General features: G+C 34.9%; 21 protein-coding genes and 1 pseudogene. 8 read left to right on the top strand and 14 right to left on the bottom strand.

What is annotated here, in order from left to right; genetic code table 11:
* Positions 1 to 22: 22 nt before the first annotated feature.
* A complete protein-coding gene (gene ytaF / locus AB3X49_RS05080; protein ID WP_002191844.1) occupies positions 23 to 634 on the bottom strand; it encodes a sporulation membrane protein YtaF in 612 nt (203 codons plus the stop codon).
* 137 nt (positions 635 to 771) lie between these two features.
* On the opposite strand from ytaF, the gene AB3X49_RS05075 reads away from it, so the two are divergent.
* On the top strand, positions 772 to 1,425 hold the full coding sequence (locus tag AB3X49_RS05075) for a helix-turn-helix domain-containing protein (RefSeq protein ID WP_002169221.1): 654 nt from the start codon (positions 772 to 774) through the stop codon (positions 1,423 to 1,425).
* Between the two features lie 97 nt (positions 1,426 to 1,522).
* Here AB3X49_RS05075 and AB3X49_RS05070 read toward each other — a convergent pair whose 3' ends face one another.
* From AB3X49_RS05070 to AB3X49_RS05060, 3 genes are all read right to left on the bottom strand, one after another.
* A complete protein-coding gene (locus AB3X49_RS05070) occupies positions 1,523 to 2,797 on the bottom strand; it encodes an acetylornithine deacetylase (RefSeq protein ID WP_367960781.1) in 1,275 nt (424 codons plus the stop codon).
* Positions 2,798 to 2,892: 95 nt separating this feature from the next.
* Positions 2,893 to 4,314 carry an amino acid permease gene (locus AB3X49_RS05065; protein ID WP_002125032.1) on the bottom strand — a complete coding sequence of 474 codons (1,422 nt, stop codon included), beginning with the start codon at positions 4,312 to 4,314 and terminating at the stop codon, positions 2,893 to 2,895.
* A gap of 106 nt (positions 4,315 to 4,420) precedes the next feature.
* Positions 4,421 to 4,675 carry a biotin/lipoyl attachment domain-containing protein gene (locus AB3X49_RS05060; protein WP_002010281.1) on the bottom strand — a complete coding sequence of 85 codons (255 nt, stop codon included), beginning with the start codon at positions 4,673 to 4,675 and terminating at the stop codon, positions 4,421 to 4,423.
* Positions 4,676 to 4,976: 301 nt separating this feature from the next.
* On the opposite strand from AB3X49_RS05060, the pseudogene AB3X49_RS05055 reads away from it, so the two are divergent.
* Positions 4,977 to 6,381: pseudogene (locus AB3X49_RS05055) on the top strand (sigma-54 interaction domain-containing protein).
* A gap of 81 nt (positions 6,382 to 6,462) precedes the next feature.
* Positions 6,463 to 6,660: a hypothetical protein gene (locus AB3X49_RS05050; RefSeq protein ID WP_002140273.1), complete on the top strand. Its 198-nt coding sequence runs from the start codon at positions 6,463 to 6,465 to the stop codon at positions 6,658 to 6,660.
* Between the two features lie 52 nt (positions 6,661 to 6,712).
* Here the strand turns inward: AB3X49_RS05050 and truA are convergent, their stop codons facing one another.
* The 6 genes from truA to AB3X49_RS05020 form a co-directional block, all read right to left on the bottom strand.
* On the bottom strand, positions 6,713 to 7,450 hold the full coding sequence (gene truA / locus AB3X49_RS05045; RefSeq protein WP_002125027.1) for a tRNA pseudouridine(38-40) synthase TruA: 738 nt from the start codon (positions 7,448 to 7,450) through the stop codon (positions 6,713 to 6,715).
* An 83-nt stretch (positions 7,451 to 7,533) separates the two neighbouring features.
* On the bottom strand, positions 7,534 to 8,913 hold the full coding sequence (gene rlmD / locus AB3X49_RS05040) for a 23S rRNA (uracil(1939)-C(5))-methyltransferase RlmD (protein ID WP_002029595.1): 1,380 nt from the start codon (positions 8,911 to 8,913) through the stop codon (positions 7,534 to 7,536).
* A gap of 10 nt (positions 8,914 to 8,923) precedes the next feature.
* Positions 8,924 to 9,787: a DNA-3-methyladenine glycosylase family protein gene (locus AB3X49_RS05035; RefSeq protein ID WP_002125025.1), complete on the bottom strand. Its 864-nt coding sequence runs from the start codon at positions 9,785 to 9,787 to the stop codon at positions 8,924 to 8,926.
* 59 nt (positions 9,788 to 9,846) lie between these two features.
* Positions 9,847 to 10,629: a delta-lactam-biosynthetic de-N-acetylase gene (gene pdaA, locus AB3X49_RS05030; protein ID WP_002029593.1), complete on the bottom strand. Its 783-nt coding sequence runs from the start codon at positions 10,627 to 10,629 to the stop codon at positions 9,847 to 9,849.
* A 126-nt stretch (positions 10,630 to 10,755) separates the two neighbouring features.
* Positions 10,756 to 12,279, bottom strand: a complete 1,524-nt coding sequence (gene fumA, locus AB3X49_RS05025; RefSeq protein ID WP_002091168.1) for a class I fumarate hydratase — start codon at positions 12,277 to 12,279, stop codon at positions 10,756 to 10,758.
* A 205-nt stretch (positions 12,280 to 12,484) separates the two neighbouring features.
* Positions 12,485 to 12,667 (bottom strand): SE1561 family protein, encoded by a 183-nt coding sequence (locus AB3X49_RS05020; RefSeq protein ID WP_002010264.1) that lies wholly within the window; start codon positions 12,665 to 12,667, stop codon positions 12,485 to 12,487.
* Positions 12,668 to 12,880: 213 nt separating this feature from the next.
* On the opposite strand from AB3X49_RS05020, the gene yfkAB reads away from it, so the two are divergent.
* On the top strand, positions 12,881 to 14,008 hold the full coding sequence (yfkAB, locus tag AB3X49_RS05015; protein ID WP_367960777.1) for a radical SAM/CxCxxxxC motif protein YfkAB: 1,128 nt from the start codon (positions 12,881 to 12,883) through the stop codon (positions 14,006 to 14,008).
* Positions 14,009 to 14,199: 191 nt separating this feature from the next.
* Here yfkAB and AB3X49_RS05010 read toward each other — a convergent pair whose 3' ends face one another.
* Together AB3X49_RS05010 and cax are read right to left on the bottom strand one after the other, a co-directional pair.
* Positions 14,200 to 14,997, bottom strand: a complete 798-nt coding sequence (locus tag AB3X49_RS05010; RefSeq protein ID WP_367960775.1) for a YfkD famly protein — start codon at positions 14,995 to 14,997, stop codon at positions 14,200 to 14,202.
* Between the two features lie 81 nt (positions 14,998 to 15,078).
* A complete protein-coding gene (gene cax / locus AB3X49_RS05005; protein ID WP_002125016.1) occupies positions 15,079 to 16,134 on the bottom strand; it encodes a calcium/proton exchanger in 1,056 nt (351 codons plus the stop codon).
* A 179-nt stretch (positions 16,135 to 16,313) separates the two neighbouring features.
* Between cax and AB3X49_RS05000 the strand changes: the two genes are divergently transcribed.
* From AB3X49_RS05000 to AB3X49_RS04990, 3 genes are all read left to right on the top strand, one after another.
* Positions 16,314 to 16,730 (top strand): pyridoxamine 5'-phosphate oxidase family protein, encoded by a 417-nt coding sequence (locus AB3X49_RS05000; RefSeq protein WP_367960773.1) that lies wholly within the window; start codon positions 16,314 to 16,316, stop codon positions 16,728 to 16,730.
* Between the two features lie 152 nt (positions 16,731 to 16,882).
* Entirely contained in the window at positions 16,883 to 17,032 is a 150-nt protein-coding gene (locus tag AB3X49_RS04995) for a BH0509 family protein (protein ID WP_000977681.1), read from the top strand.
* A gap of 108 nt (positions 17,033 to 17,140) precedes the next feature.
* Positions 17,141 to 17,569, top strand: coding sequence for an EamA family transporter (locus AB3X49_RS04990; RefSeq protein WP_002029573.1), 429 nt, complete (start codon positions 17,141 to 17,143; stop codon positions 17,567 to 17,569).
* 14 nt (positions 17,570 to 17,583) lie between these two features.
* Here the strand turns inward: AB3X49_RS04990 and AB3X49_RS04985 are convergent, their stop codons facing one another.
* The gene (locus tag AB3X49_RS04985; RefSeq protein ID WP_367960771.1) at positions 17,584 to 18,177 is read right to left on the bottom strand and encodes a DedA family protein; all 594 of its coding nucleotides are present in this window, start codon (positions 18,175 to 18,177) and stop codon (positions 17,584 to 17,586) included.
* A 476-nt stretch (positions 18,178 to 18,653) separates the two neighbouring features.
* Between AB3X49_RS04985 and AB3X49_RS04980 the strand changes: the two genes are divergently transcribed.
* Entirely contained in the window at positions 18,654 to 21,437 is a 2,784-nt protein-coding gene (locus tag AB3X49_RS04980) for a tetratricopeptide repeat protein (protein ID WP_002125014.1), read from the top strand.
* Between the two features lie 43 nt (positions 21,438 to 21,480).
* Here AB3X49_RS04980 and lepB read toward each other — a convergent pair whose 3' ends face one another.
* Positions 21,481 to 22,017 carry a signal peptidase I gene (gene lepB, locus AB3X49_RS04975; protein WP_002029576.1) on the bottom strand — a complete coding sequence of 179 codons (537 nt, stop codon included), beginning with the start codon at positions 22,015 to 22,017 and terminating at the stop codon, positions 21,481 to 21,483.
* Positions 22,018 to 22,102: the final 85 nt, after the last annotated feature.

Raw genomic sequence — 22,102 nt, 5'->3', positions numbered from 1 at the left:
AATACTGTTTTCCCTATCCTTCTTACAACAATTGATCAATTCCAATAAGAATTAATAACACACCTGCAATTACAGTTGCCCATTTCCCTAAGTATTCAGCTAAAAATCTTTTACCAACATACGTAAAACCACTAATACAAATAAAACTAAAAACTCCAGAAATACATGCCGTAAGCCAAAGATTTAAATTTGTTACTCCAGCATCAAATCCACCTGCAATATTGTTTATGGACAATGCAACTCCTAAAACAATTGCTTCAGAAAAACTAATTGTTTTAGAACCATCAAAATCTGCTTTTTCTGGATTACGTAAAACCCCCATAAGTACACTACTATCTTTAGATTCTACGGTATCTTTTTGACTCAAGAAAGGCTGACATAAAATAAACACCCCGATTATTCCTAAAACGATTGCTCCAATAATGTTTGCTGTGAACTCTGAAATAAATAATGCGATCCAATTCCCAAAGAATCCAGCTAGTAAAGTAAATAAAAATCCAAAAAATGCGATGATAAAATTGTTAAGCCACGAAATTCGAATTTTACGAATGCCATATGCAATCCCAACACCTGCATTATCTAAATTAGACGCAATCCCGATTAAAAAAATTGAAAATAAACCTGCCGTACTCATCGTACAGTCACCCCTTTTCTCACTTTTCGTTGCATATTATGAAAATGTTGAGCAACTGTGCCTGTCTGTTTCATATACTTGTAATAAATGCTCAACATTTTTTCAACGATAGACAATAGAAAAGGAGTGCCTACATTATGCCCAATGAAAATCCAAATGAGCGGCTCGGTAAATTAATAAAGAAACTGTTAAAGGAGCGCGCTCTATCTATGCGCCAACTAGGAACACTTACAAATATTGATCCTGCAACAATTTCAAGAATAATTAATGGCAAACAACAACCGAAGCAAAACCATTTACAAAAATTCGCAAACTGTCTACAAGTTCCACCGCAATTATTACTTGATGAAATGTACCCTAACTCTCCACACATAAATAAGGAAAAAGCAGATATGTACACATCTCTCGATACAATTCAACAAACATTACAATCCTCTAACCTATTCGACTTCGAATACACAACAACTCGTGTAAAACAAGAACTTGAAAATTACGAGCGCTATGCTCAAACTACTGAAGGTGAAAAACGTATTCACGAGAGTTTCAAAAGTAAAATAGAACAAATTGATAGTGCTGGTCCTTTCATTGAGCAATTAACAAATATGTACCAACAATTTTGTACAGAAACCATTTCAACCGAAGAGCGTGCAATTATTGGGGGTGCCTTACTATATTTCATTTTATCAACAGACATTATCCCCGATTATCTTTTTCCAATCGGCTATTTAGATGATGCGATTGCCGTTGAATTAGCTAAAGAGAAATTAATTGAAATAAAACGAAAAACATAGAAAAATAAAGAACTATTTCAGTTGTTTATGTTCAACTCTGAAATAGTTCACTAAAAAAGCGTACAAGTACATACCTGTACAATTTCAATATACTAATCTATTTTTTTGTATGACACCATTCATATATGAACGCTGTTATTACTTTTGTAAATTCAATTAACTGCTCAACTTCAACTTTCTCATTTATTGAATGAGCTTCTTCTAATGTACCTGGTCCGTAAATAACAGCTGGAATGTTAAACTCACTAAACCATCCGCCATCAGTTACCGTTGCTGACATATTTAAAATTGCATTTTCAGATAAAATAGATTCATGTACTGAACTTAGCGTTTTGACAGCAACATGTTCGCTATCTACTTCTAAAGAAGGAAAAATTTCGCCACGATCCACAATCATTGATTCTCCGCCCCACTTAAATTGTGGTGGGTTCTCTCTTAACCATGGATCTGCTGCTGCCACTTTTCCTAAATACTCTTCTATTTCTTCTATTATTTGTTCATGCGTTTCATTTGGATAAAAATGTACGGTTATCCACAATCGGCACTCATCCGCAATAAATGCCGCATGACGTCCTCCTTCAATAACAGCTGGATTAATTGTTGTTGTTCCAGATGGATAGCCTTCATATGTTTTCATGACTGCCCAATGACGCTCTAATTCTTGTAAGCTTTGGACAATCTTCATCATTTTCTCAATCGCACTCGCTCCAAATAGACGTCCTCCAGCATGGATCATTTGTCTACGTGTTGCATCATGAAACGTTTGCGGGCTTTTCACTGTAATCCATCCAGTAATTACGCCGCCCTGCCCTTGCATATGTAAATTACTTGTATCAACTACTACTGCAAAATCAGCATCATAACCACGCTTACAACATTGAAGTGTCCCTGCTTCTCCTACTTCTTCGCCAATTACCGATTGAAAAATTAAATCTCCAGGTAATTCAATCCCCACTTTTTCTAAAAGCTGAATAGCAAATAAGGCTCCAGCTAGTCCACCTTTCATATCTGCCGCGCCTCTCCCAACTAACCAACCATCTTTTATAAACGGCTCAAACGGCTTTGTTTCCCACGGTTCGTCCTTTGATACTTCTGCAACATCTATATGTCCATTAATAATGAGACTTTTATGTGACTCACTTGCTGTCCCCTTTTTCACTCCAACAACATTCGGATCATTTGGATATACATCCCATTTATCAATACTAAAATTTCGTTTTTTTAGAAACTCCGCAACAAATTCTTGCGCCTCATTTGTATTTCTTGCTGGTGGTGCTGGTGTTTCAAAACGAATTAAAGTTTTTGTAAGTTCTAGTAGCTCCTCTTTTCGTAAATCAATCTGTTCTAATAGCTGTGAAACTTCTTGATTCATTGCTAATTCCCCTTTGCATACGTAGTATGTTTCCAGCTTTATTTTTACAAAAAAAGAGACTGTTTACAATCTTACAGTCTCCAAATTAATCACTATTATAAACTTTCTAATTCGGTTGTATTTGTCTTTTCAGTATGTTCTACTTTACTTCTCTTATTTCTAGTAGCACGATAAAACAGTAAACAAACAATCATAAATGGAATACCACAATACAATGCCATTCTTTGTTCTGGAATAAAAGCCATAGCTACAATTACTGTTAAATTTAACACTAAAGCAAGAATTGGAACAAATGGATACAGTGGTGTTTTAAATTTCAAATCCTTAATATCTCCCCCTTGCTTCACGTATGTCCTTCTAGCTAATAGGTTAGATAAAGCAATAGATGCCCAAACTAATATCGCTCCAAACCCAGCAATAGAAAGAAGCCATAAATAAACTGTATCTTCCGCATAAATACCTGATAGTAATGAGAGACACCCTACAAACGTACTTACAATCAATGCATAAATAGGAACACCGTTTTTAGATAACTTACCAAAAATCGGGCTAATCATTCCTTGATTAGACATAGACCATAGCATACGGGAAGTTGCATATAATCCTGAATTCGCAACTGATAGTACAGCTGTAATAATAACGAAATTTATAATATCAGCCGCATAAGGAATACCAATTTTATCAAATACAACTACGAATGGACTTTCTATCACTCCTGCTTGCTGCCAAGGAAATAGTCCCGCAAGAATAAAAATAGATAGTACAAAGAAAATAAGTATGCGCCAAACTGTATTATTAATTGCCTTCGGGATAGTTTTCTCTGGATTTTCACTCTCACCAGCTGCAATACCAACTAGTTCTGTTCCTTGGAAGGAAAAATTAACTGCAATCATCGTAATTAAAATGGCTGATAACCCATTTGGGAACAATCCACCATAATCAGTAAAGCTAGAAAACATCGGCGCTGGTTCATTTCCTTTCATATCTAAAAAACCAAACATTGCTGCCCCGCCCAAAATGATAAATGCAATAATTGTAATTACTTTAATACTTGCAAACCAGAATTCAACCTCCGCAAAACTTCTTGAAGATAACGCATTAATAACAAAGAGCAATACGGCAAACACTACGCACCAAATCCATGATGATACATCTGGAAACCAACGTTTCATTAATATACTAACTGCAATTAATTCAATGCCTATCGTAGCCGTCCAGTTTAGCCACGACATCCATCCCACTACATAACCCGCTGCAGGTGAAATATGTTTTGTAGCATATGTTTGATACGATCCTGCATCAGGCATCGCAACCGCTAACTCTCCAAGGCAGAGCATCGTCAAATACATAACAAACCCACCAACAAGATACGCTACAATCGCTCCTCCAGGTCCAGCTTCATGAATTGTATAACTGGATCCTAAAAAAAGCCCAGTACCAATAACCCCTCCGAGTGCAATCATAAATATGTGCCGACTTTTCAATTCTCTTTTTAATCCCTGGTTTTGATCCATCATATAAATCCCCCCTTTTCACTTTGCAAACCCATTTAATGTAAGCGTTTTTAAAATTCTTCATAGTAAAAATAATTATTTAAAAGAGCAAAAATACATACTACTTATATTAATCACTACCTGTTATTAAAAGGTCATCCCTCACTGTTATTAATAGTTTTTGATCAGCGATAGCTTGTCCTTCTACCACTTCTAATGATTCGATATAACCACTGATTCCCACTTTAATTTCCACCTGCTGCTTATCTATTGTTTCAATTAACGCTAATTTTTCCCACTCATATACGTAAGAACTTTCAGTAACAAATAATTTCTCTACTTTCCCGTAACAAGGACTATACACGCCTTCTATAACCGTCTTCACTTTATAAATTCCTCCCTCTTATTAATTGAAACTGAAACGTTGCATACACTATAAAGATTCATAATCCCCCTACTCTTTAAATTTAGAGATCTTAACTACTATTCATGCAAAATACGTACCAACCTCAATACCTATGTAAAATTAGTATTTCTTACGAAAAAAATCTGCATAACCGCAAAAATTTTCTATCATTTGAAAATTTTTAAGAGAAAATAGCAAAAAAATTTTGCGATTTTATAAGAATTTTAATAAAATTATAAAAAGTCAGTCTTCATAGGGTATAACGAGGAGAAGATAATACATGCATACAGAAGAAATCAATTTTAAAAAGATTATTGAAATGAATGTGCTATACGAAACTTTACTCAATGAACTAGATATTGGGATCCATATTATTAATGAGGAAAGTAAAACGATTATCTATAACCGTAAAATGATGGAAATTGAATCAATGGATCGCTTAGATGTGCTAGATAAAAATCCTTTAGAAGTATTTGCATTTGAAGAAAATAAAAATAGTACTCTTATAGAGGCTTTAAAACTTGGAAAAACAAACAAAAATATAAAACAAACGTATTTTAACAATAAAGGACAAGAGATTACGACGATTAACGATACTTTTCCTATAATAGAAAATGGAAAAATTAAAGGCGCTATTGAAATTTCAAAAGAGATTAGTCATTTAAAGCAAACAATGAAAACGAACCTTTCTCGAAAACAAAATACTAAGTTTACCTTTGATCACATAATTGGTGATTCTAGAGCTATTCAATCGGTCATTACAGAAGCAAAGAGAAGTAATACGTACGCCATCCTCCATACTTATCATCGGGGAAACAGGGACCGGTAAAGAGCTATTTGCGCAAAGCATCCATAATGAAAGCCAGCGTTCAACAAAACCATTTATTTCGCAAAACTGTGCCGCTATACCAGAAACCTTAATGGAAAGTTTACTATTTGGTACAAATCGAGGTGCTTTTACAGGAGCAATAGATAAACCTGGTTTATTTGAAGAGGCAAATGGGGGAACTTTGTTATTAGATGAAATCAACTCATTAAGCCCAGCACTTCAAGCTAAATTGCTGCGGGCTATACAAGAAAAAACAATACGAAGAATCGGAGGCACACAAGAAAAAGAAATTGATGTTCGTATTATAGCAACTATTAATGAAGATCCTCTTGAAGCCATAGCACACAATCGATTAAGACAAGACTTATATTACCGATTAAGCGTTGTTACTTTATGTCTTCCACCTTTACGGGAACGAAAAGAAGATATTGCATATCTTGTTCAACACTTTATTGAAAAATACAATATCCAATTTGATCTTAGCGTAAAAGATGTAGATTTAAACGTAAATAACTTCTTCTATAAATACGATTGGCCTGGTAATGTGAGAGAACTAGAACATATAATTGAAGGCTCCATGAACTTAATAGAAGATGAAGATATCATTACAGCGTTCCATATGCCAACGCACTTTCGCGAACTAGCAAAAAAGGAACTGAATATGCAGACTCCGCTAACTAGTCACAATACTGATACGCCACAAACTTTAAAACGTATAATCGAAGAAGTGGAAAAGAAATATATCCATCAAATTCTTAAAGAAAATAAAGGTAATATCTCACAAGCCGCAAAATTTTTAGGATTGAGTAGACAAAACTTACAATATCGAATTAAAAAATTGCACTTACACATATGAAATGAATCTTTCTCCAAGCGCAAAGAAACTGGTAAAATATGTTATAATAAACGTATAATATGCTAGAAAGGGGCAATGTATATGAGTAATGATAAGAAGTTGAAGTTATTACACTACTTAGGTCTTTTCCCTACCATTCTATGTATAATGCTATTCATTGATATGAGCAGCTTTCCTCATGCAAAGCTCTTAGGCACAATTAGCGGCTCCTTTGCAGCTATTATGCTTGCTGCTTTTTGGAATTTGAAGCTACGTATGAAGAAAGAGAAATCTTCTTAATTTCAGAGTGCAAAAAAATCGAGCCTTATCAGCTCGATTTTTTTACTTATTATTAAAATTCAACATTCTCCAAATACAATCCACTCGCCTCAGCAAGACAATTAATTTGATTACGTTGTTTTTCCTCTAAAATGTTTGGAATTGCGTCCGCCTCTAATTGCCCTAATCCAACTTCAATTAATGCTCCAACAATTTTCCGCACCATGTTATGAAGGAATCCGTTACCACTTACTCTAATTTGTACAAATCCTGATTCTTCGGAAACATCAAGTGTATACACTTCTCGAACCATAGATTTTTTCTTAGACTTTGCATTTGAAAAGGCAGTGAAGTCATGTGAACCAACTAAATGTTTCGCAGCTTCTTTCATGCTTTTCACATTTAATTGTTTATTCACGTGCATGCTGTATTTACGCATAAATGGGTTCGTATGCTCTTCATTCCAAATTTTATAAAGATATGTTTTTGCTTTAGAATTGTAACGAGCATGGAAACGATCTGGTACTTCTTCTACACTCGTAATACTAATATCATTTGGTAAATATTGATTTAAATACTTTTTTACTTTATGTTCTACTAACTTCTCATCACTTTGAAAGTTAGCTACTTGATTCAAAGCGTGTACACCAGCATCCGTTCTACTACAGCCGATAATTTCAATTTCTTTTCCGACCATTTCAGATATTATACTTTCGATTTTCCCCTGAATCGTATTGTCATTATTACCAAGACGTTGCCACCCTTTATAACGCGCACCATCATATTGAATCGTCAATTTATAATTGTTCATTATATTCTCCTTACTTCCATTCGCTAAATAAAATATACCCTCACATAGCTCCTGCTTTGTGAGGGACATATCCTTATTGAATGTTACTTTCTAACAAGTTTCACTACATTTTCTACATGCGCAGTATGCGGGAACATATCAACTGGTTGTACATACTCCACTTCATAGCTCTCCATTAATGTTTCCACATCACGTGCTAATGAGGAAGGGTTACAAGACACGTAAACAACTTGTTTCGGTTTCACTTTTAAAATCGTTTCAAGTAATTTATCATCACAACCTGTACGCGGTGGGTCGACAACAATGACATCTGGACGCCAGCCTTCTTTTACCCACTTTGGTAACCATTGTTCCGCTTTACCAGCTTCATACTTTGCATTTGTGAATCCGTGGCGTTTTGCATTTTTCTTTGCATCTTCAATCGCTTCTGGAATTACATCCATACCACGTACTTCCGCTGCATCATTCGCAAGCCAAAGTCCAATCGTACCGACACCACAATACGCATCCACAATCTTCTCGTTTCCTGTTAAAGCAGCTGCTTTTTTCGCTTCATCGTATAAAACAACTGTTTGTTCTGGATTTAATTGGAAGAATGCGCGTGCTGATAATTCAAATGATAAATCACCTAGTGTTTCTTGAATTACTTCTTTTCCAGCTAATTTAAATGTTTTATCACCGAAAATAACAGATGTTTTACGCCAGTTTACGTTTTGCATAATTGATTTAACACTTGGCATTTGTTTTTGCACTTCTGCGATAAATTGATCTTTATTTGGTAATTCTTCTTTTGTTGTAATAAGTGTGACTTGCACTTCCCCTGTTTGAACTGCAGTACGTGTCACAATTGTGCGTACTAAACCTTTTTGTTTTTTCTCATTGTAAATAGAAACATTTAATTTTTCTAATATACGTCTTACAACTTTTGTCGCTTCATTCGTTGCTTTATGCTGAATCATGCAATGAGAAATATCAATTAACTGATGTGAGTTTTGCTTATATAACCCTGTAATAACCTTTTCGTCTTTACGCCCCACTTGCAATTGACTTTTATTACGATAATGCCATGGATTTTCCATACCAAGCGTCGGACGAATTTTCTCTTCCAGACTGTTATTCATGTACTTCTCAAATGCTTGTACAACGATATCACGCTTTTGATTTAATTGTTCTTTATAATCTAAATGCTGCAATTGACAGCCACCACACTCCTCATATACTGAACATGGTGCTTTCACACGATGTGGTGAGGATTTACGAACTTTTTTCACTTTCGCTTCAGCGAAGCCACGCTGAATTTTCGTTGCTTCAGCAACAACTTCTTCTCCTGGTAATGCCCCTGGAATGAAAACAACTTGTCTCTTAAAATAACCAACGCCTTCTCCGTTAATCCCAAGACGTTTAATTGTCACAGGAAACGTTTGACCAACTTCCAACTTACTCTCTTGTTGCTTTTGTATCATTATTACACCTCTACTCTATACTTTTCCATAAATATAACGCTGCATAACTGCAATATGGTTCACACTCTTGTTTCACTTTTTCTAAAAATGCATCATCAGGCTTATTATCTAATTGAAATACACCTTGCACTGCGCGCTGAATTCCAATGTCTGCTTTTGGAAACATATTTTTCCGACCAAGCCCAAACATTAAAAAGTTTTGCACTGTCCATGCTCCAATACCCCTTATTGGTAACAATTGTGCCGATACTTCTTCTTCTGTTTCGTTTTGTATCCTTGCTAAATCTAATTTACCGCCTACAATATGTTTTGCTAATCCTACTATATATTCGGCTTTTCGCTGACTAAACTTCTGCTCTCTCAATTCTTCTATTGAAATGTTTGCTACTCTTTCTGGTGTTGGGAAAAAGAAAACGCCGTTCTTCTCTGTCCCATATCGTTTTACAAATTGATCTGTTAGCACAGTAGCAAATTTCAAATTTATTTGTTGATGAATAATACAGCGAAGAAGACAAGCGAAATAATCAAATTCTAAAATAATTGGAGTATAAGCATATGTTTCAAATAGTGGACGTAATGATGTGTTTAAAAAATGATTTTGTATATTTTGAAACGGTTCATTCCAGTGAAAAATGGATCTCATTCGTTTCATTACTTTCTCTTGATCTCCTGCCTGACTAGAGATCCAAAACTGTGGATTTTGAACAGTACCAATCCCTTGCAAACGAACAACAATCTGTTCTTCGTCTATAAAAAGCGGGACATAAATTACTTTCTCGTCTAATTGAATAACGTTTAACGGGTCGAAAGATAAACGCTTTAGTACTTCCTCAAAATGGTACGGATATTCTAACGTAACATGTTCGCTCCACATACGTTTCCCCATCCTTTTTACACATCATTATAGCATGAGAAAACCGCAAGCATACATGCTTACGGTTGATTGCTTTTTACTAAATCATCTAGGCTTTTAAAATGATACCCTTTCTCGCGCAAATCATCAATGATTTTCGCAAGTGCTTCTGCATTATCTTTTGATATTGCATGAAGTAACAAAACAGATCCTGGATGAATCATAGTCATTACATTATTATGAGCGTATTGCCATCCTCTTTGCTGATCTACTTTCCAATCAAGAAATGCAAGCGACCAAAACACGTTATAATATCCCATGTCTTTCGTAAGCGCTAGCGTTCTTTCACTAAACACGCCTCGCGGAGGGCGTACATATTTCACTTCTTTTTGCCCAGTAACTTTTTTAATCTCTTCCGTTACGCTCGTTAATTCTTCACGAAGTTTTGCATCATTTACTGTTGTAAAATCTGGATGACTCCAAGAATGATTACCAATAATATGTCCTTCATTTTTCATTCTTAATAATAAATCTTTTTGTGTTTTTATATAATGTCCCGTCACAAAGAAAGTTGCTGGTACTTTTTTCTCCTTCAGTACATCTAAAATCTTTCCTGTATATCCATTTTCGTATCCATTATCAAATGTTAAATAAATATCTTTTTTCTTCGTATCTCCTAAATAAAACCCACCATTTTTTTGTAGTAATTCTGTATATAGTTTCCCTGCATCTGGCACCGTTTCATTTTTAGGACGTGGGATTCCCCAGTTATGTGGTGTATTCGTATAAGCAAATGTTGAAACTGGAACAAGTGCCATCATAATTGAAAAAATGAGACCTATATATAACCATTTATATTTCATAAATAGTCTCCTTTCCATATATAATCGTACCTGTAGTTTCTGTTTCCCTGCTTTCTTTCATGCTGAACATGTTTTTCTATATATACCAAAAAAATGCACCTCGAATAATTCGAGATGCACTTCTCTTTACTTAAATACAGGTTCTTTAAAGCTCGCCAATTTTTCAAGTGATGTTTTATCAACATCAGCATGTAGACTTTTACCATGAGAATCCATCGTTACAACTGCTTTAAAACCATCGATACGTAAATGCCACATTGCCTCTGGGATACCGAATTGTAAGAAATCAACATCTTTCACTTCTTTAATACATTCAGCATAATATTGCGCTGCACCACCAATTGCATTTAAGTACACACCACCGTGTTCTTCTAAAGCTGCTAATGTTTTAGCACCCATACCACCTTTACCAATTACAGCACGAATACCGAACTTTTTCATAATATCGCCTTGATATGGCTCTTCACGAATACTTGTCGTTGGACCTGCCGCTTTAATTTGCCAATTATCATTTTCATCTTTCACTACAACTGGACCACAATGATAAATAATTTGTCCCTTTAAATCTACTGGACAATCGTTATCCATTAAATGTTTATGAATCGCATCACGTCCTGTATACATCATGCCGTTAATTGTAACAACATCACCAACACGAAGTTCACGAATTTGCTCTTCTGTAATTGGAGCTTGTAATACGATTTCACGCTGCTCTGTTTGTTCTTGCGCAGCATCTTGCTGAAGTGTATCTTCACCTTCCTGGTACAACCAATCCATAATTTCACCTGTTTCAGGATGAATTGTTACACCAAGACGACGATATGCCCAACAATTATACGCAACAGATACGTAGAAGCTCGCTGGCAAACGATTATATACTCCAATTTTGCAACCTAATAAAGTTGTTTCTCCGCCAAATCCCATCGTACCAATGCCAAGCTTATTCGCATTCTCTAATACATACTCTTCAAGCTTGTGTAATTCTGGAACTGGATTTACATCATCTAATGTACGGAATAATTGATTTTTTGCTAATTCGTAACCTGATGTGCGGTCTCCCCCGATACCGACGCCGATTACTCCTGCGCTACACCCTTGACCTTGCGCTTGATATACTGCATGAAGAAGGCATTTACGAATTCCTTCTAAATCACGCCCAGCTCGTCCAAGTCCTTCTATTTCACAAGGCAGGCTATATTGAATATTTTTATTCTCACAACCGCCGCCCTTTAAAATTAAACGTGCATCAATGTAATCTTTTTCCCATTGTTCAAACTTAATAACAGGTGTACCTGGTCCTAAATTGTTTCCGCTATTGTCTCCAAAAAGAGAATCAACAGAGTTTGGACGAAGTTTACCATCTTTTGTCGCCCGCTCAAGCGCACTATAGATAGCTTCCTTCAGTTTTAATTGATTCACACCAACTGGTGTATAAATTTTAAACGTTGGCATCCCTGTATCTTGGCAAATTGGCGAGATATTATCATCTGCCATTTTAATGTTATTCGTAATTGTGCCAAGTGCCATCGCTGAACGAGTCCCTGCATTTTCTCGCTCTTTCGCTTGTTGAATCGCACGACGAACATCCTTCGGTAAGTTCGTTGACGTTTCAACAACTAGTTGATACATGCTTTCTTGAAGCTTTTCCATTGTACTTCCCCCTCAATTGTGAACGCTACCAAAACGTTATGAGATGAAAATTCCATTGTTATGCTCTTCAGCTTTTTATTTATTTCATGCTATTAAAGTATAAATGAAATTTTTCACAATTTGATTATACCTTTTTTTCTATATGCCTTCTATTATCCGTACAGAAAAAGGCTGCCAATTTTGTAGTGGCAGCCTTTTTAATATATTATTCGTCTTTTTTAAATTGCTCACATTTCAGTTCTAATTCATCTAACATTGCAAGAAGACGATCTACATCCTCTAATTCTACCTCTTCTGGTTCAATCGTATCAATTACTTCAATGAACATATTTAAACGTTCTTTCAAATATACTAGTTGTGAATCTTTACCTTGAATTGCTTTTCCCATGAAGGCACTCTCCTTTTAATTCGAGTTGCTTTTATTATACCGCAAAAATGATTGCTATGGGCATGTAATTTCATCAATTTTTTCACAGTAATTCATTATAATGTAAGCCCTCTCTCTTTTTTCACAAGAAAGTTTCACTTTATAAAAAGCACATATTCTTCTATTATAGAGAATGGACAAATTGTTATTTCAATAGTCAAAGGAGTATTTCATATGACGATATCACAAATAATGAAGCCGATTACTCCTTCTTACGATCCATGGGAAGCGTATATGGACCTTGAAGAGTACGGCAAACTACTATTAACAAACGTTGAGTTTACAACGACGACGTTATGCAATATGCGTTGCGAGCATTGCGCTGTTGGTTACACATTACAGCCGAAAGATCCAAACCCGCTTCCGATGGAGCTTTTATTAAAACGATTAGATGAGATTCCTCATTTACGTTCTTTAAGTATTACAGGCGGAGAACCTATGCTTTCAAAAAAATCCGTCGACAACTATGTAACACCACTCTTAAAATACGCCCATGAACGAGGCGTTCGCACTCAAATCAACTCAAACTTAACTATAGATTTAGCACGTTACGAACAAATTATTCCCTACTTAGATGTATTGCACATTTCACATAACTGGGGAACAATCGATGACTTCGTTGAAGGCGGATTTGCAATGATGGAGCGTAAGCCTACTTATGAACAGCGCGCTAAATTATTTGAAAGAATGATTACAAATAGTAAAGCTCTATCAGAGGCAGGTGTACTCGTATCAGCCGAAACTATGTTAAACAAACGAACTCTACCACATATTGAACATATTCACCGTCAAATCGTTGAAGAAATGGGCTGTAAACGTCATGAAGTTCACCCGATGTATCCGAGTGACTTCGCTAGCACACTTGAAATTTTAACAAAAGAAGAAATTCGAAATGCAGTTGAACATTTATTAGAGATCCGTGATGAAAATGTGTGGATGTTATTCGGAACATTACCTTTCTATGCATGTAGTGATAATGAACACGATGTAGCTACACTAAAGAAATTACATGAAAGTAAAAATGTAACTGTCCGCAATGATCCAGATGGTCGTTCTCGTTTGAACGTAAATATTTTCGATGGAAATATTATCGTGACCGACTTCGGTGATGTCCCGCTTCTAGGTAATGTACAAACAAATACACTACAAGAAGCTTACGACAAATGGTGTGACTCAAAAACAGCAAAATCATTAAGTTGCCATTGTCCTGCCGTGAAATGCCTTGGACCAAATGTTCTTGTAAAAAATAGCTACTATCCAAAAGAAGATTTCTTATCAAAAACATCAAACATTATGTTATAAAGTGAAACTTTAATCAGTGGGGGTTTTGTTCATCCCCCACTGATTATTAGCCCACACCAATCGGGCGTTTACGGGCAGTTGATCTCCCACCTAACTTCTTTGCTCCAGCCGAATTTTGAGGTGGGAGTTTTACTGCCCGCAAATAGCGGGATAAATAAAAAACGTCAGCTTATAGGCTGACGTTTTTTATTTCATTGTGCATGCGATGAAGAAACAAATTTGAAAAATAAATGATCATGAATTGGAATAGCAGCTCCGATTCCTTGAGATGTAATATTTTTCACGACAAGCCTTTTTTGATTCCCTTTTAACACAAGGTAGACTTCTCCAAATGTTACTTTTCCTTTTTCATTTACTGCTGGTGTATACGCATATAAATATCCAAGTTGACTTGGACTAATATTATAAACGCGCTCATGTCCGGTACCATAACCAATTGTCGTTTTAAATGAAAGTGGCAATTGTACTTTTTCAAGCGCTTTTAGAAGCATCATTGTTTTCACATCTGTAGCATCTTTCATATCTGCTGTTAAATCGCCTTCGATTGTCTTTTGGGTTTCTTGCTTATAGCGAAGTGGGTATAAGCGATCACCTCCGCGATTATCATATACATTTCGATTTACTTGCTTATATTCCCAATTAATCGATGTGTCTATCGACTCATAATTTAATGCCCATTGACCTAAATAAATTTTCGCTCGGTATCCTACTGCAAGCGGTGCATTCGAAATTGTTGTTTCGTTAAACATTCGAATTAAATCGGGGTTTTCAATTTTGATATTTGCTGTTTTCAATAGTTCTTGCGCAAACTTACTTGGCTGTAAACGCGGTAAATCTTGTGCGTCATTTGGAAATGTATTATCCTTTGAAATATTTAAAACAGATGAAGGCATTTTTACTTCTACCGTTGTCTTTGCAAAACTACTGTTAGGAAATAATAAAATAAACGAGACCATGGTTGAAAGACATATGCTGTATACTCGTTTCACCTGTCTGGCTCCTTCCTATGTAAAGGTATATAAATTACTGTATTTAGTGTTTTCCCTCTGAAGCATTGTTATCCCTATTTTTCATAATAAATAAAAACCAATTCCCATAATGACATACGCAGCTAATAAAGTGCCTCCTTCAAACCAGTTTGTATCCCCATCATTTGAAATGGCGATAGTTAAGAAAACAGCTGTAATCATAGAAACAAGTTCTGGTATTGTAAATACTAGAGGCATCTTTTGTGCAAAAAGCATCGAAAGAAGTACTAACACAGGAGCAACAAACATGGCGATTTGTAATGTAGAACCTACTGCAATTTCTACTGCGATATTTACTTTATTTTTATATGCCATAATAATCGCAGATGCATGTTCTGCTGCATTACCAACAATTGCAACGATAATAACCCCTATAAATAACTCTGACCAGCCAAACGACTTTGCGACCGTTTCAAAAGTATGTACGAGTGCCTCTGACACATAAGCAACTGCAAGTGTTGCTATCGCTAAAATGAGTAGCGCTTTACCTTTGGACCACTCTGGCTCTTCCTCATGCGCTACTTCATCACTTTTATGTTGATATACACCACGGTGCGTAACTAACTTAAATAGCAATGCAGCAAGATACATAATGATCATGATAATAGAAACACCAATACTTAATTGATACGTCTTTCCAGCATCCATCTTCATTGAAAAAATCTCTGGAATAACAAAGGCTACGACAACAGCAAATATTAATAAAGCTGAATTATGTCTTGCATCATAAACATTGAAACTTTGTCTTTTATACTTAAGGCCACCTATAAAGAAGGATAACCCTCCTACCAGTAATAAGTTTCCAAGTACAGAACCGGTTAAGGAAGCTAAAACAACTTCTGTTAATCCTGCCTGAAGTGCAAAAATTGAAATGATAAGTTCCACGGCATTACCGAAAGTTGCATTTAATAAACCACCTATCCGAGGCCCAGAAACAATTGCTAAACTTTCTGTCGCCCTCCCCATAAAACCAGCTAATGCAATAATAGTAATGCAGTATACAGCAAACATAATAGTTTGTGGCCAATGAAGTGTTTTTCCGATTACAGAAAGTGGTACACCTATAAGCGCTACTATGAGAAATATTTTATTAAACATGCTTTTCATCCTTCCATCGTATGTATTTCTCCTCGATATTATTATTATTCATCTCCTAACTTGTCCGATTTCATCACAATTACGTTTAAAAAATCGGATTGAAGAAAACAGTATGAAAGATATTTAAATTATCTTGTTCAGACAGAAAAAATTATGAATTATGAAAAGAGGCTAAAAATATGCACTTAAAAGAAAAAATCGCAACTATTATTCAAGGTCAACGCACTGGTGTATTATCTACTGTACGTAACGATAAGCCACATAGCGCCTTTATGATGTTTTTCCACGAAGATTTTGTACTATATGTTGCAACAGATCGAAATTCAAAAAAGATAACAGATATTGAAAACAATTCCAATGTACATGTACTACTTGGACGTGAAGGAAAGAAATTAGATGAGGATTACATTGAAGTTGAAGGTATAGCTTCCATCGAAGAAGATCAAACATTAAAAAACAAATTTTGGACTAATAGCTTAAAACGCTGGTTACTCGGTGCGGAAGACCCTAATTACGTACTAATAAAAATCAATCCCGATACAATTTATTACATCGATGGTGCTGGTACGACCGAGCCCGAGTTTTTACGACTATAAAATAAAAACAAGCCCCCTTAGGTGGGCTTGTTTTGTCGAAAGGTTCTTCTGAAAAAAACAATAAAATAGGTGGAACTTTCTAAAGATTCTGTTATATAATAGTATTAACTTAAATAAACTGTATTAAAACAGATTGAGGGGAGAAATTAAAATTGATGAAAAGAGAAGAACGAAAAAACATGATTGAGTTTATTGAAAAGAAAAAAGGGATTGAACGTGACGAATTATTATTTATGACAGACGATGAAGTAGAGCATATTTATAATGTAACGTACTTTTTATATGAAGAAATAGCAGAGTAGTATAATAAACCCCCACCTTATTAAAAATATAGGGCGGGGGTTTATTTCGTTTTTTATACATGAGAATGATTTTCATGTATAAAAATGTAAGATTGGAGGAGTTTCACTATGAGTTCATGGCTATTATTCGCACTATTATCAGCAATTGCTGCTGCCCTCGTATCTATTTTCGGAAAGATTGGCTTAGATGGAATCGATGCCAACGTCGCAACAACGGTTCGCTCTATTATTATGGCATTATTTATGGTAGGAGTTATTATTATACAAGGTAAATTTCAAAATATCGGTGATGTCCTCCTAAATAAAAAAGCACTGCTATTTATCACATTAAGTGGAATCGCTGGTGCTTCGTCATGGCTATTTTATTTTCTTGCGTTAAAAACAGGAAAAGTTTCACAAGTAGCACCTATCGATAAATTAAGTGTAGTATTTTCCATTATTCTCGCGATGATTATATTAGGTGAAAAGTTAAACTTTATGACCGGTATTGGTGTAGTCTTTATTACAGCTGGTGTATTATTTATTGCTTTCAGCTAAAAAAACCGCTATTATTAGCGGTTTTGTCTTTTCCTTATGTAAATCCACACAATCAATATTACAATTGCCGAAACTAATAAAATCCATATTCCATAATGATGTAAACTATATTCAACAAAGCGCCACTTCTCTCCCAGTTTCCAACCTAAGCCAATAAAAACACTTATCCAAATTAGTGCACCACCGTAAGCATACAAACAAAATCGCCACAATGTTAAATTTGAAACTCCAGCAAAATATGCTGTTAAATGACGTACTCCCGGTATAAAGTAGCCAATCATTAAAAGAAATGGACCGTATTTTTCAAATAAAATATGTGTTTTTTCAATATGATGTTCCTTAATTCTAACTTTCGGACCATATTTTTTTAAAACAGGGAGCCCAAGTTTTAAACCTAATATGTAACTTAATGTAATGCCAAGCATTGCACCTGCCATTCCACTTAAAAAAGCAGCTGTTCCTGACATAACTCCTTTTGAAATGTTATATCCAATAAAAGTCAATAAAAACTCATCCGGTATAGGTAATCCAACAATCCCGCCAGCTAAAGCTATAATAATTCCAAAATATCCATAATGTGCGATTAACTCGCCAATATGTTGTTCCATTCGGAAGACACATCCTATACACGATCGTTATCCCATATTGTGCCCATTCTATCTTTAAGACAAACATGGTATACATATTCACTATACATTGTTTTTATAATGAACTCTACTTCTATTCCATTCCTTAAATAGAGATTTAATCAGTGGTTTTTTATCCATCCCCACTGATTATTAGCCTGAACCAATCGGGATTTTACGGGCAGCAGGGCTCCCACTTAACTTCCTTGCATTCGCTCAATTTTGGAGTAGGAGTCTTACTTCCTATAAATAGCGAGATAAAAAAATAAAAATTCATAGGCTTATTTTTTTGTTACAATAAAGGGAAGTTACTTTTTGCAACGGTTTAACTCTCAAGAAAAATGATATATCTAGCAAAAACATAGTTTGGTCTATATAATGCAACTTCTACCTATTAGAGTAACATGCACCCTTTTACATACAACATCATTTTTCTAAATTATACAGGGGGAACGAACATGACCATTGAAAAACAATTTATCCAAAAGATTTACTATAAAACATTTTTAACAGAAGACTCTTCCATTCCGGTAGCGGAAGTACTCGGTGAAGCATATATAAATGAATCAAAAAATGAATTCTCCAATATATCTAATATTCGCTTTGCACAAGGTGAAGTTTATTTTCAAACTAACGACTTTGAAGCCGCTATATTCAAATGGGAGAAAGTAAATAATGAACTTGCTCTCTGGGCTATGAAGAATATTGCAGATGCTTATTTCGAATTAGATTTCTTGCCAAAAGCAGAAGAAATTTATACATCTATCCAAACAGAAGATACAACTCTTACAATGGAAGTTTCCCTACAACTTCTTTCCCTTTATATAGAGCAAAATCGTTTAGGACTAGCATTTAAGACGATTAGCGAGGCTGTTGCATTTCAACCAGACTATCCAAATATTACTGCAATCGCTCGATCGTTCTATGAAAAACAAGAAGATTGGAATAATGCTATTGAACTCGCTGTTCAAGAAGGAATTCGAACAAAATCATTACACTGGTTCGATACTTTAATCAATTATGTGAACAGAGGCTTTACTAAAAAAATTAAACCTGAGTATTTCTATGAATCTTTAAAAGCCTTATATACAATTGATCAAGTTCAATTTAAAGAGCTTGTTATCTCACTTTGGAACAGCTATGAAAATGAATCATTCCATCTCCCTTGGATTCAAACAATAAATCACCTATTCTTACATGTTGAAGTAGATGCTCATGACGATTGGAATGAAATTTCTACTCGCTATCAAGAGACGTACTTCGAATTGATTACTGGACAACATTTCATGCACGAATTACAAGGACTTGTACCAGATTTATTAACAAATTGGTTTAGTTTAATGAGAGCGGAAGATTCTTTACTTGTCTCCGCAGCAGTATTAGCATGGAATGAAGTTTCACCGACAACTCTAGAATCATTACTCGTAAAAAGCGCAGGTGCCTTACTTTCAAATGCATCAGCTCATGCAAATGTTGATATGGCAGACGTATCAGCATTATTTGAAACGATTGCTGTATGGGCTGAGAAGAATGATGTAGATTTAGGTCATCAATTCACACTACTTGTTCGTGAGTTATACGATTTAACTGTTACACAACTTCTAGTAGCAGGAGCTAGCGATTATGATAAATCAGCCTTTATTAACTCTATACTAGGAGAAAATATATTAAATGAGGCTATAACAACTTCAATTACATTTAAAGATGATAGTCAAACTGAAATAACTGAGCTTACAGAACTAGATATACGAAATATACCAAACTTTGACGAACTTCATAACATACTAGCGGTACCTTCTCAGTCAAAACTAGAAAGAAAATGTATTGAAGTTAAATTACCAAGTAGATTTTTACGAAAAAATAAGTTTTCATTCCTTGTCACACCTACTGTGCATGGACAACTTGACAAAAACAGCTCTCACTTTGAATACTTACAGGCAGCAGATAGTCTCATCTATGTCCTAAATTCAGCTTCACCATTACATGATGAAGAGCTCGATACATTATTATATATTCGTGAGCAAGTACCAAATTTACAAATTAAATTCGTCTTACAAACAATTGATACGAATACTAGTGAAAATATCACGAACAGCATTAAAAAGAAAATACTCGTACATTTCCCAGAAGCACACTTTTTCCCTTACTCTCCTTCACAAGAGAGTAGTGAACAGCTAGGTAACGTAACAGACTCTATTCTTTCTAACCTTACTAAGCGTAACGTGGAAAAAGAACGCATTGAAAAATTATTATGGTTTATCCAAAAAACAATTGCATACCTTGTAAATGAGCGTGTGGAATTAGAAAATACGTTAGTGAAATCCGTTCGCTGGAATAAACATATTTTAGTAAAACTTGATGGTTTTATTAATAATCTTACTGCCATTCAAAAAGATAAAATTCGTTCTATTACAGAATCTTATCTCTTAACGAAAGAAGAGATTACGCAGGATATACATTCTCAAATTCCTGAATTGTTGCAGAGTTGCTCTGACCTCGTTCAAGAAGATAGTGATTTCAAACTGGTCCATGAAGAACTAAATGTAGCAATGAATGAAAGAATTCAAAAACATGTACAGCAAGTGCTTCTTCCTAAATTTACTGGGTCTATTCAAGAATGGATTGAAACTGCTCATAATGAATTCATTCAAGCTCAAGCTTATTTAGATGAAATGAGCGATACCTTTAATAAGCTCTATGAGGAAGAGCGTATTAAACTTCCTTGTGATTTCAAATTACTAGATGACTGGGATAGAGATGTTGCAAGAATGACGAATAGAATTACAGTAGCTAACATCAATATTTTATTACGCTTTACACCGACACAATTTTTCTTAAAGAGTGCAGGGAAATTATTCGGTAATATGCAAAAAAATCAATCTATGCTATCAAATAAATATAAACAATATATTGAAACAGAAGATTATACAGAAGTTGCTCAGATGATTTCAAAACAATTCTTCCTTCAATTTGAAGTATTTGAAGGTGCGCTAGAACGGGATATCATGATGTTCTTTAAAGACCCTCTTAGCATATTGAAACAAACCGTAGAAGCGGCCCAACTTGAAATACAAGAAGATGAGCAAACATTAACAAAGCTAAGAACAAACCCAGAAACTTATCATGATCCTTTAACACTCTTTAAATTGCAATTGTTACAACGAAAATTCATGTTAAATATCGACCAAAATAATGAACATATTGCTTCACAAGAAACAATAAATAAAACACCAACTGTTTAAATAAGAAAAACCAAGCAACTAATTCGCTTGGTTTTTCTTATTTTTAATCTACAATTTTCACATGTTCAAATGGATAATATATCGCCATGAACTTTCCTAATACTTCTGTTCTATCAATGAGCCCTAAACCGTTCCTACTATCCCTACTAACTAAACGATTATCTCCCATCACAAAAATTTTATTTTTAGGAATTGTAATCGGTCCAAAATCTTCAGTTAAATTGATAAGTAATTTTTCTGCCTGTTTTTTATTATTCTTTAAATACTCTTCATTTTTCACTTGATGATTAACATATAATTGATCATTCTTCATCTCAATTACATCTCCTGGTAATCCGATAACTCTCTTCACATAGAAATTATCTGTCTTCACGACAATAATATCCTCTCTCTCATAACTTTCAAATCTCTTTGCAAGTTTATTAATAATTACTTTATCTCCATCTTGTAACGTCGGCCTCATCGATGCTCCTTTTACAGTCGTAGGGAAAAACAAAAAGATTTTTGCCAAAAACACTAATAAACATGCAATTGCAATTATTTCAAAGAATTCACGCAAACATTTTTTCTTTTGCATCATTCCACCATCTCATCATCTTTTTATTTTTATTATAAGTACTCCGACTGGTTAATTTCCACAAAATTCTGAATTATAACATTAGAAT

The organism is Bacillus sp. C30 (assembly GCF_040838255.1).
Classification (GTDB): Bacteria; Bacillota; Bacilli; order Bacillales; family Bacillaceae_G; genus Bacillus_A; species Bacillus_A mycoides.
The sequence above is the reverse complement of the archived record's forward strand: the minus strand, read 5'-3'. Positions and strand labels throughout refer to the sequence as shown.

Excerpts from the sequence above, each read along its gene's own strand:
- yfkAB (WP_367960777.1), top strand. The coding sequence starts at position 12,881 with ATGACGATATCACAAATAATGAAGCCGATTACTCCTTCTTACGATCCA.
- AB3X49_RS04990 (WP_002029573.1), top strand. The coding sequence starts at position 17,141 with ATGAGTTCATGGCTATTATTCGCACTATTATCAGCAATTGCTGCTGCC.
- AB3X49_RS04985 (WP_367960771.1), bottom strand. The coding sequence starts at position 18,177 with ATGGAACAACATATTGGCGAGTTAATCGCACATTATGGATATTTTGGA.
- rlmD (WP_002029595.1), bottom strand. The coding sequence starts at position 8,913 with ATGATACAAAAGCAACAAGAGAGTAAGTTGGAAGTTGGTCAAACGTTT.
- fumA (WP_002091168.1), bottom strand. The coding sequence starts at position 12,279 with ATGGAAAAGCTTCAAGAAAGCATGTATCAACTAGTTGTTGAAACGTCA.
- AB3X49_RS05020 (WP_002010264.1), bottom strand. The coding sequence starts at position 12,667 with ATGGGAAAAGCAATTCAAGGTAAAGATTCACAACTAGTATATTTGAAA.
- pdaA (WP_002029593.1), bottom strand. The coding sequence starts at position 10,629 with ATGAAATATAAATGGTTATATATAGGTCTCATTTTTTCAATTATGATG.
- lepB (WP_002029576.1), bottom strand. The coding sequence starts at position 22,017 with ATGATGCAAAAGAAAAAATGTTTGCGTGAATTCTTTGAAATAATTGCA.
- AB3X49_RS05070 (WP_367960781.1), bottom strand. The coding sequence starts at position 2,797 with ATGAATCAAGAAGTTTCACAGCTATTAGAACAGATTGATTTACGAAAA.
- AB3X49_RS05065 (WP_002125032.1), bottom strand. The coding sequence starts at position 4,314 with ATGATGGATCAAAACCAGGGATTAAAAAGAGAATTGAAAAGTCGGCAC.
- AB3X49_RS04980 (WP_002125014.1), top strand. The coding sequence starts at position 18,654 with ATGACCATTGAAAAACAATTTATCCAAAAGATTTACTATAAAACATTT.
- truA (WP_002125027.1), bottom strand. The coding sequence starts at position 7,450 with ATGAACAATTATAAATTGACGATTCAATATGATGGTGCGCGTTATAAA.
- AB3X49_RS05035 (WP_002125025.1), bottom strand. The coding sequence starts at position 9,787 with ATGTGGAGCGAACATGTTACGTTAGAATATCCGTACCATTTTGAGGAA.
- AB3X49_RS05050 (WP_002140273.1), top strand. The coding sequence starts at position 6,463 with ATGAGTAATGATAAGAAGTTGAAGTTATTACACTACTTAGGTCTTTTC.
- AB3X49_RS05075 (WP_002169221.1), top strand. The coding sequence starts at position 772 with ATGCCCAATGAAAATCCAAATGAGCGGCTCGGTAAATTAATAAAGAAA.
- ytaF (WP_002191844.1), bottom strand. The coding sequence starts at position 634 with ATGAGTACGGCAGGTTTATTTTCAATTTTTTTAATCGGGATTGCGTCT.
- cax (WP_002125016.1), bottom strand. The coding sequence starts at position 16,134 with ATGTTTAATAAAATATTTCTCATAGTAGCGCTTATAGGTGTACCACTT.
- AB3X49_RS05000 (WP_367960773.1), top strand. The coding sequence starts at position 16,314 with ATGCACTTAAAAGAAAAAATCGCAACTATTATTCAAGGTCAACGCACT.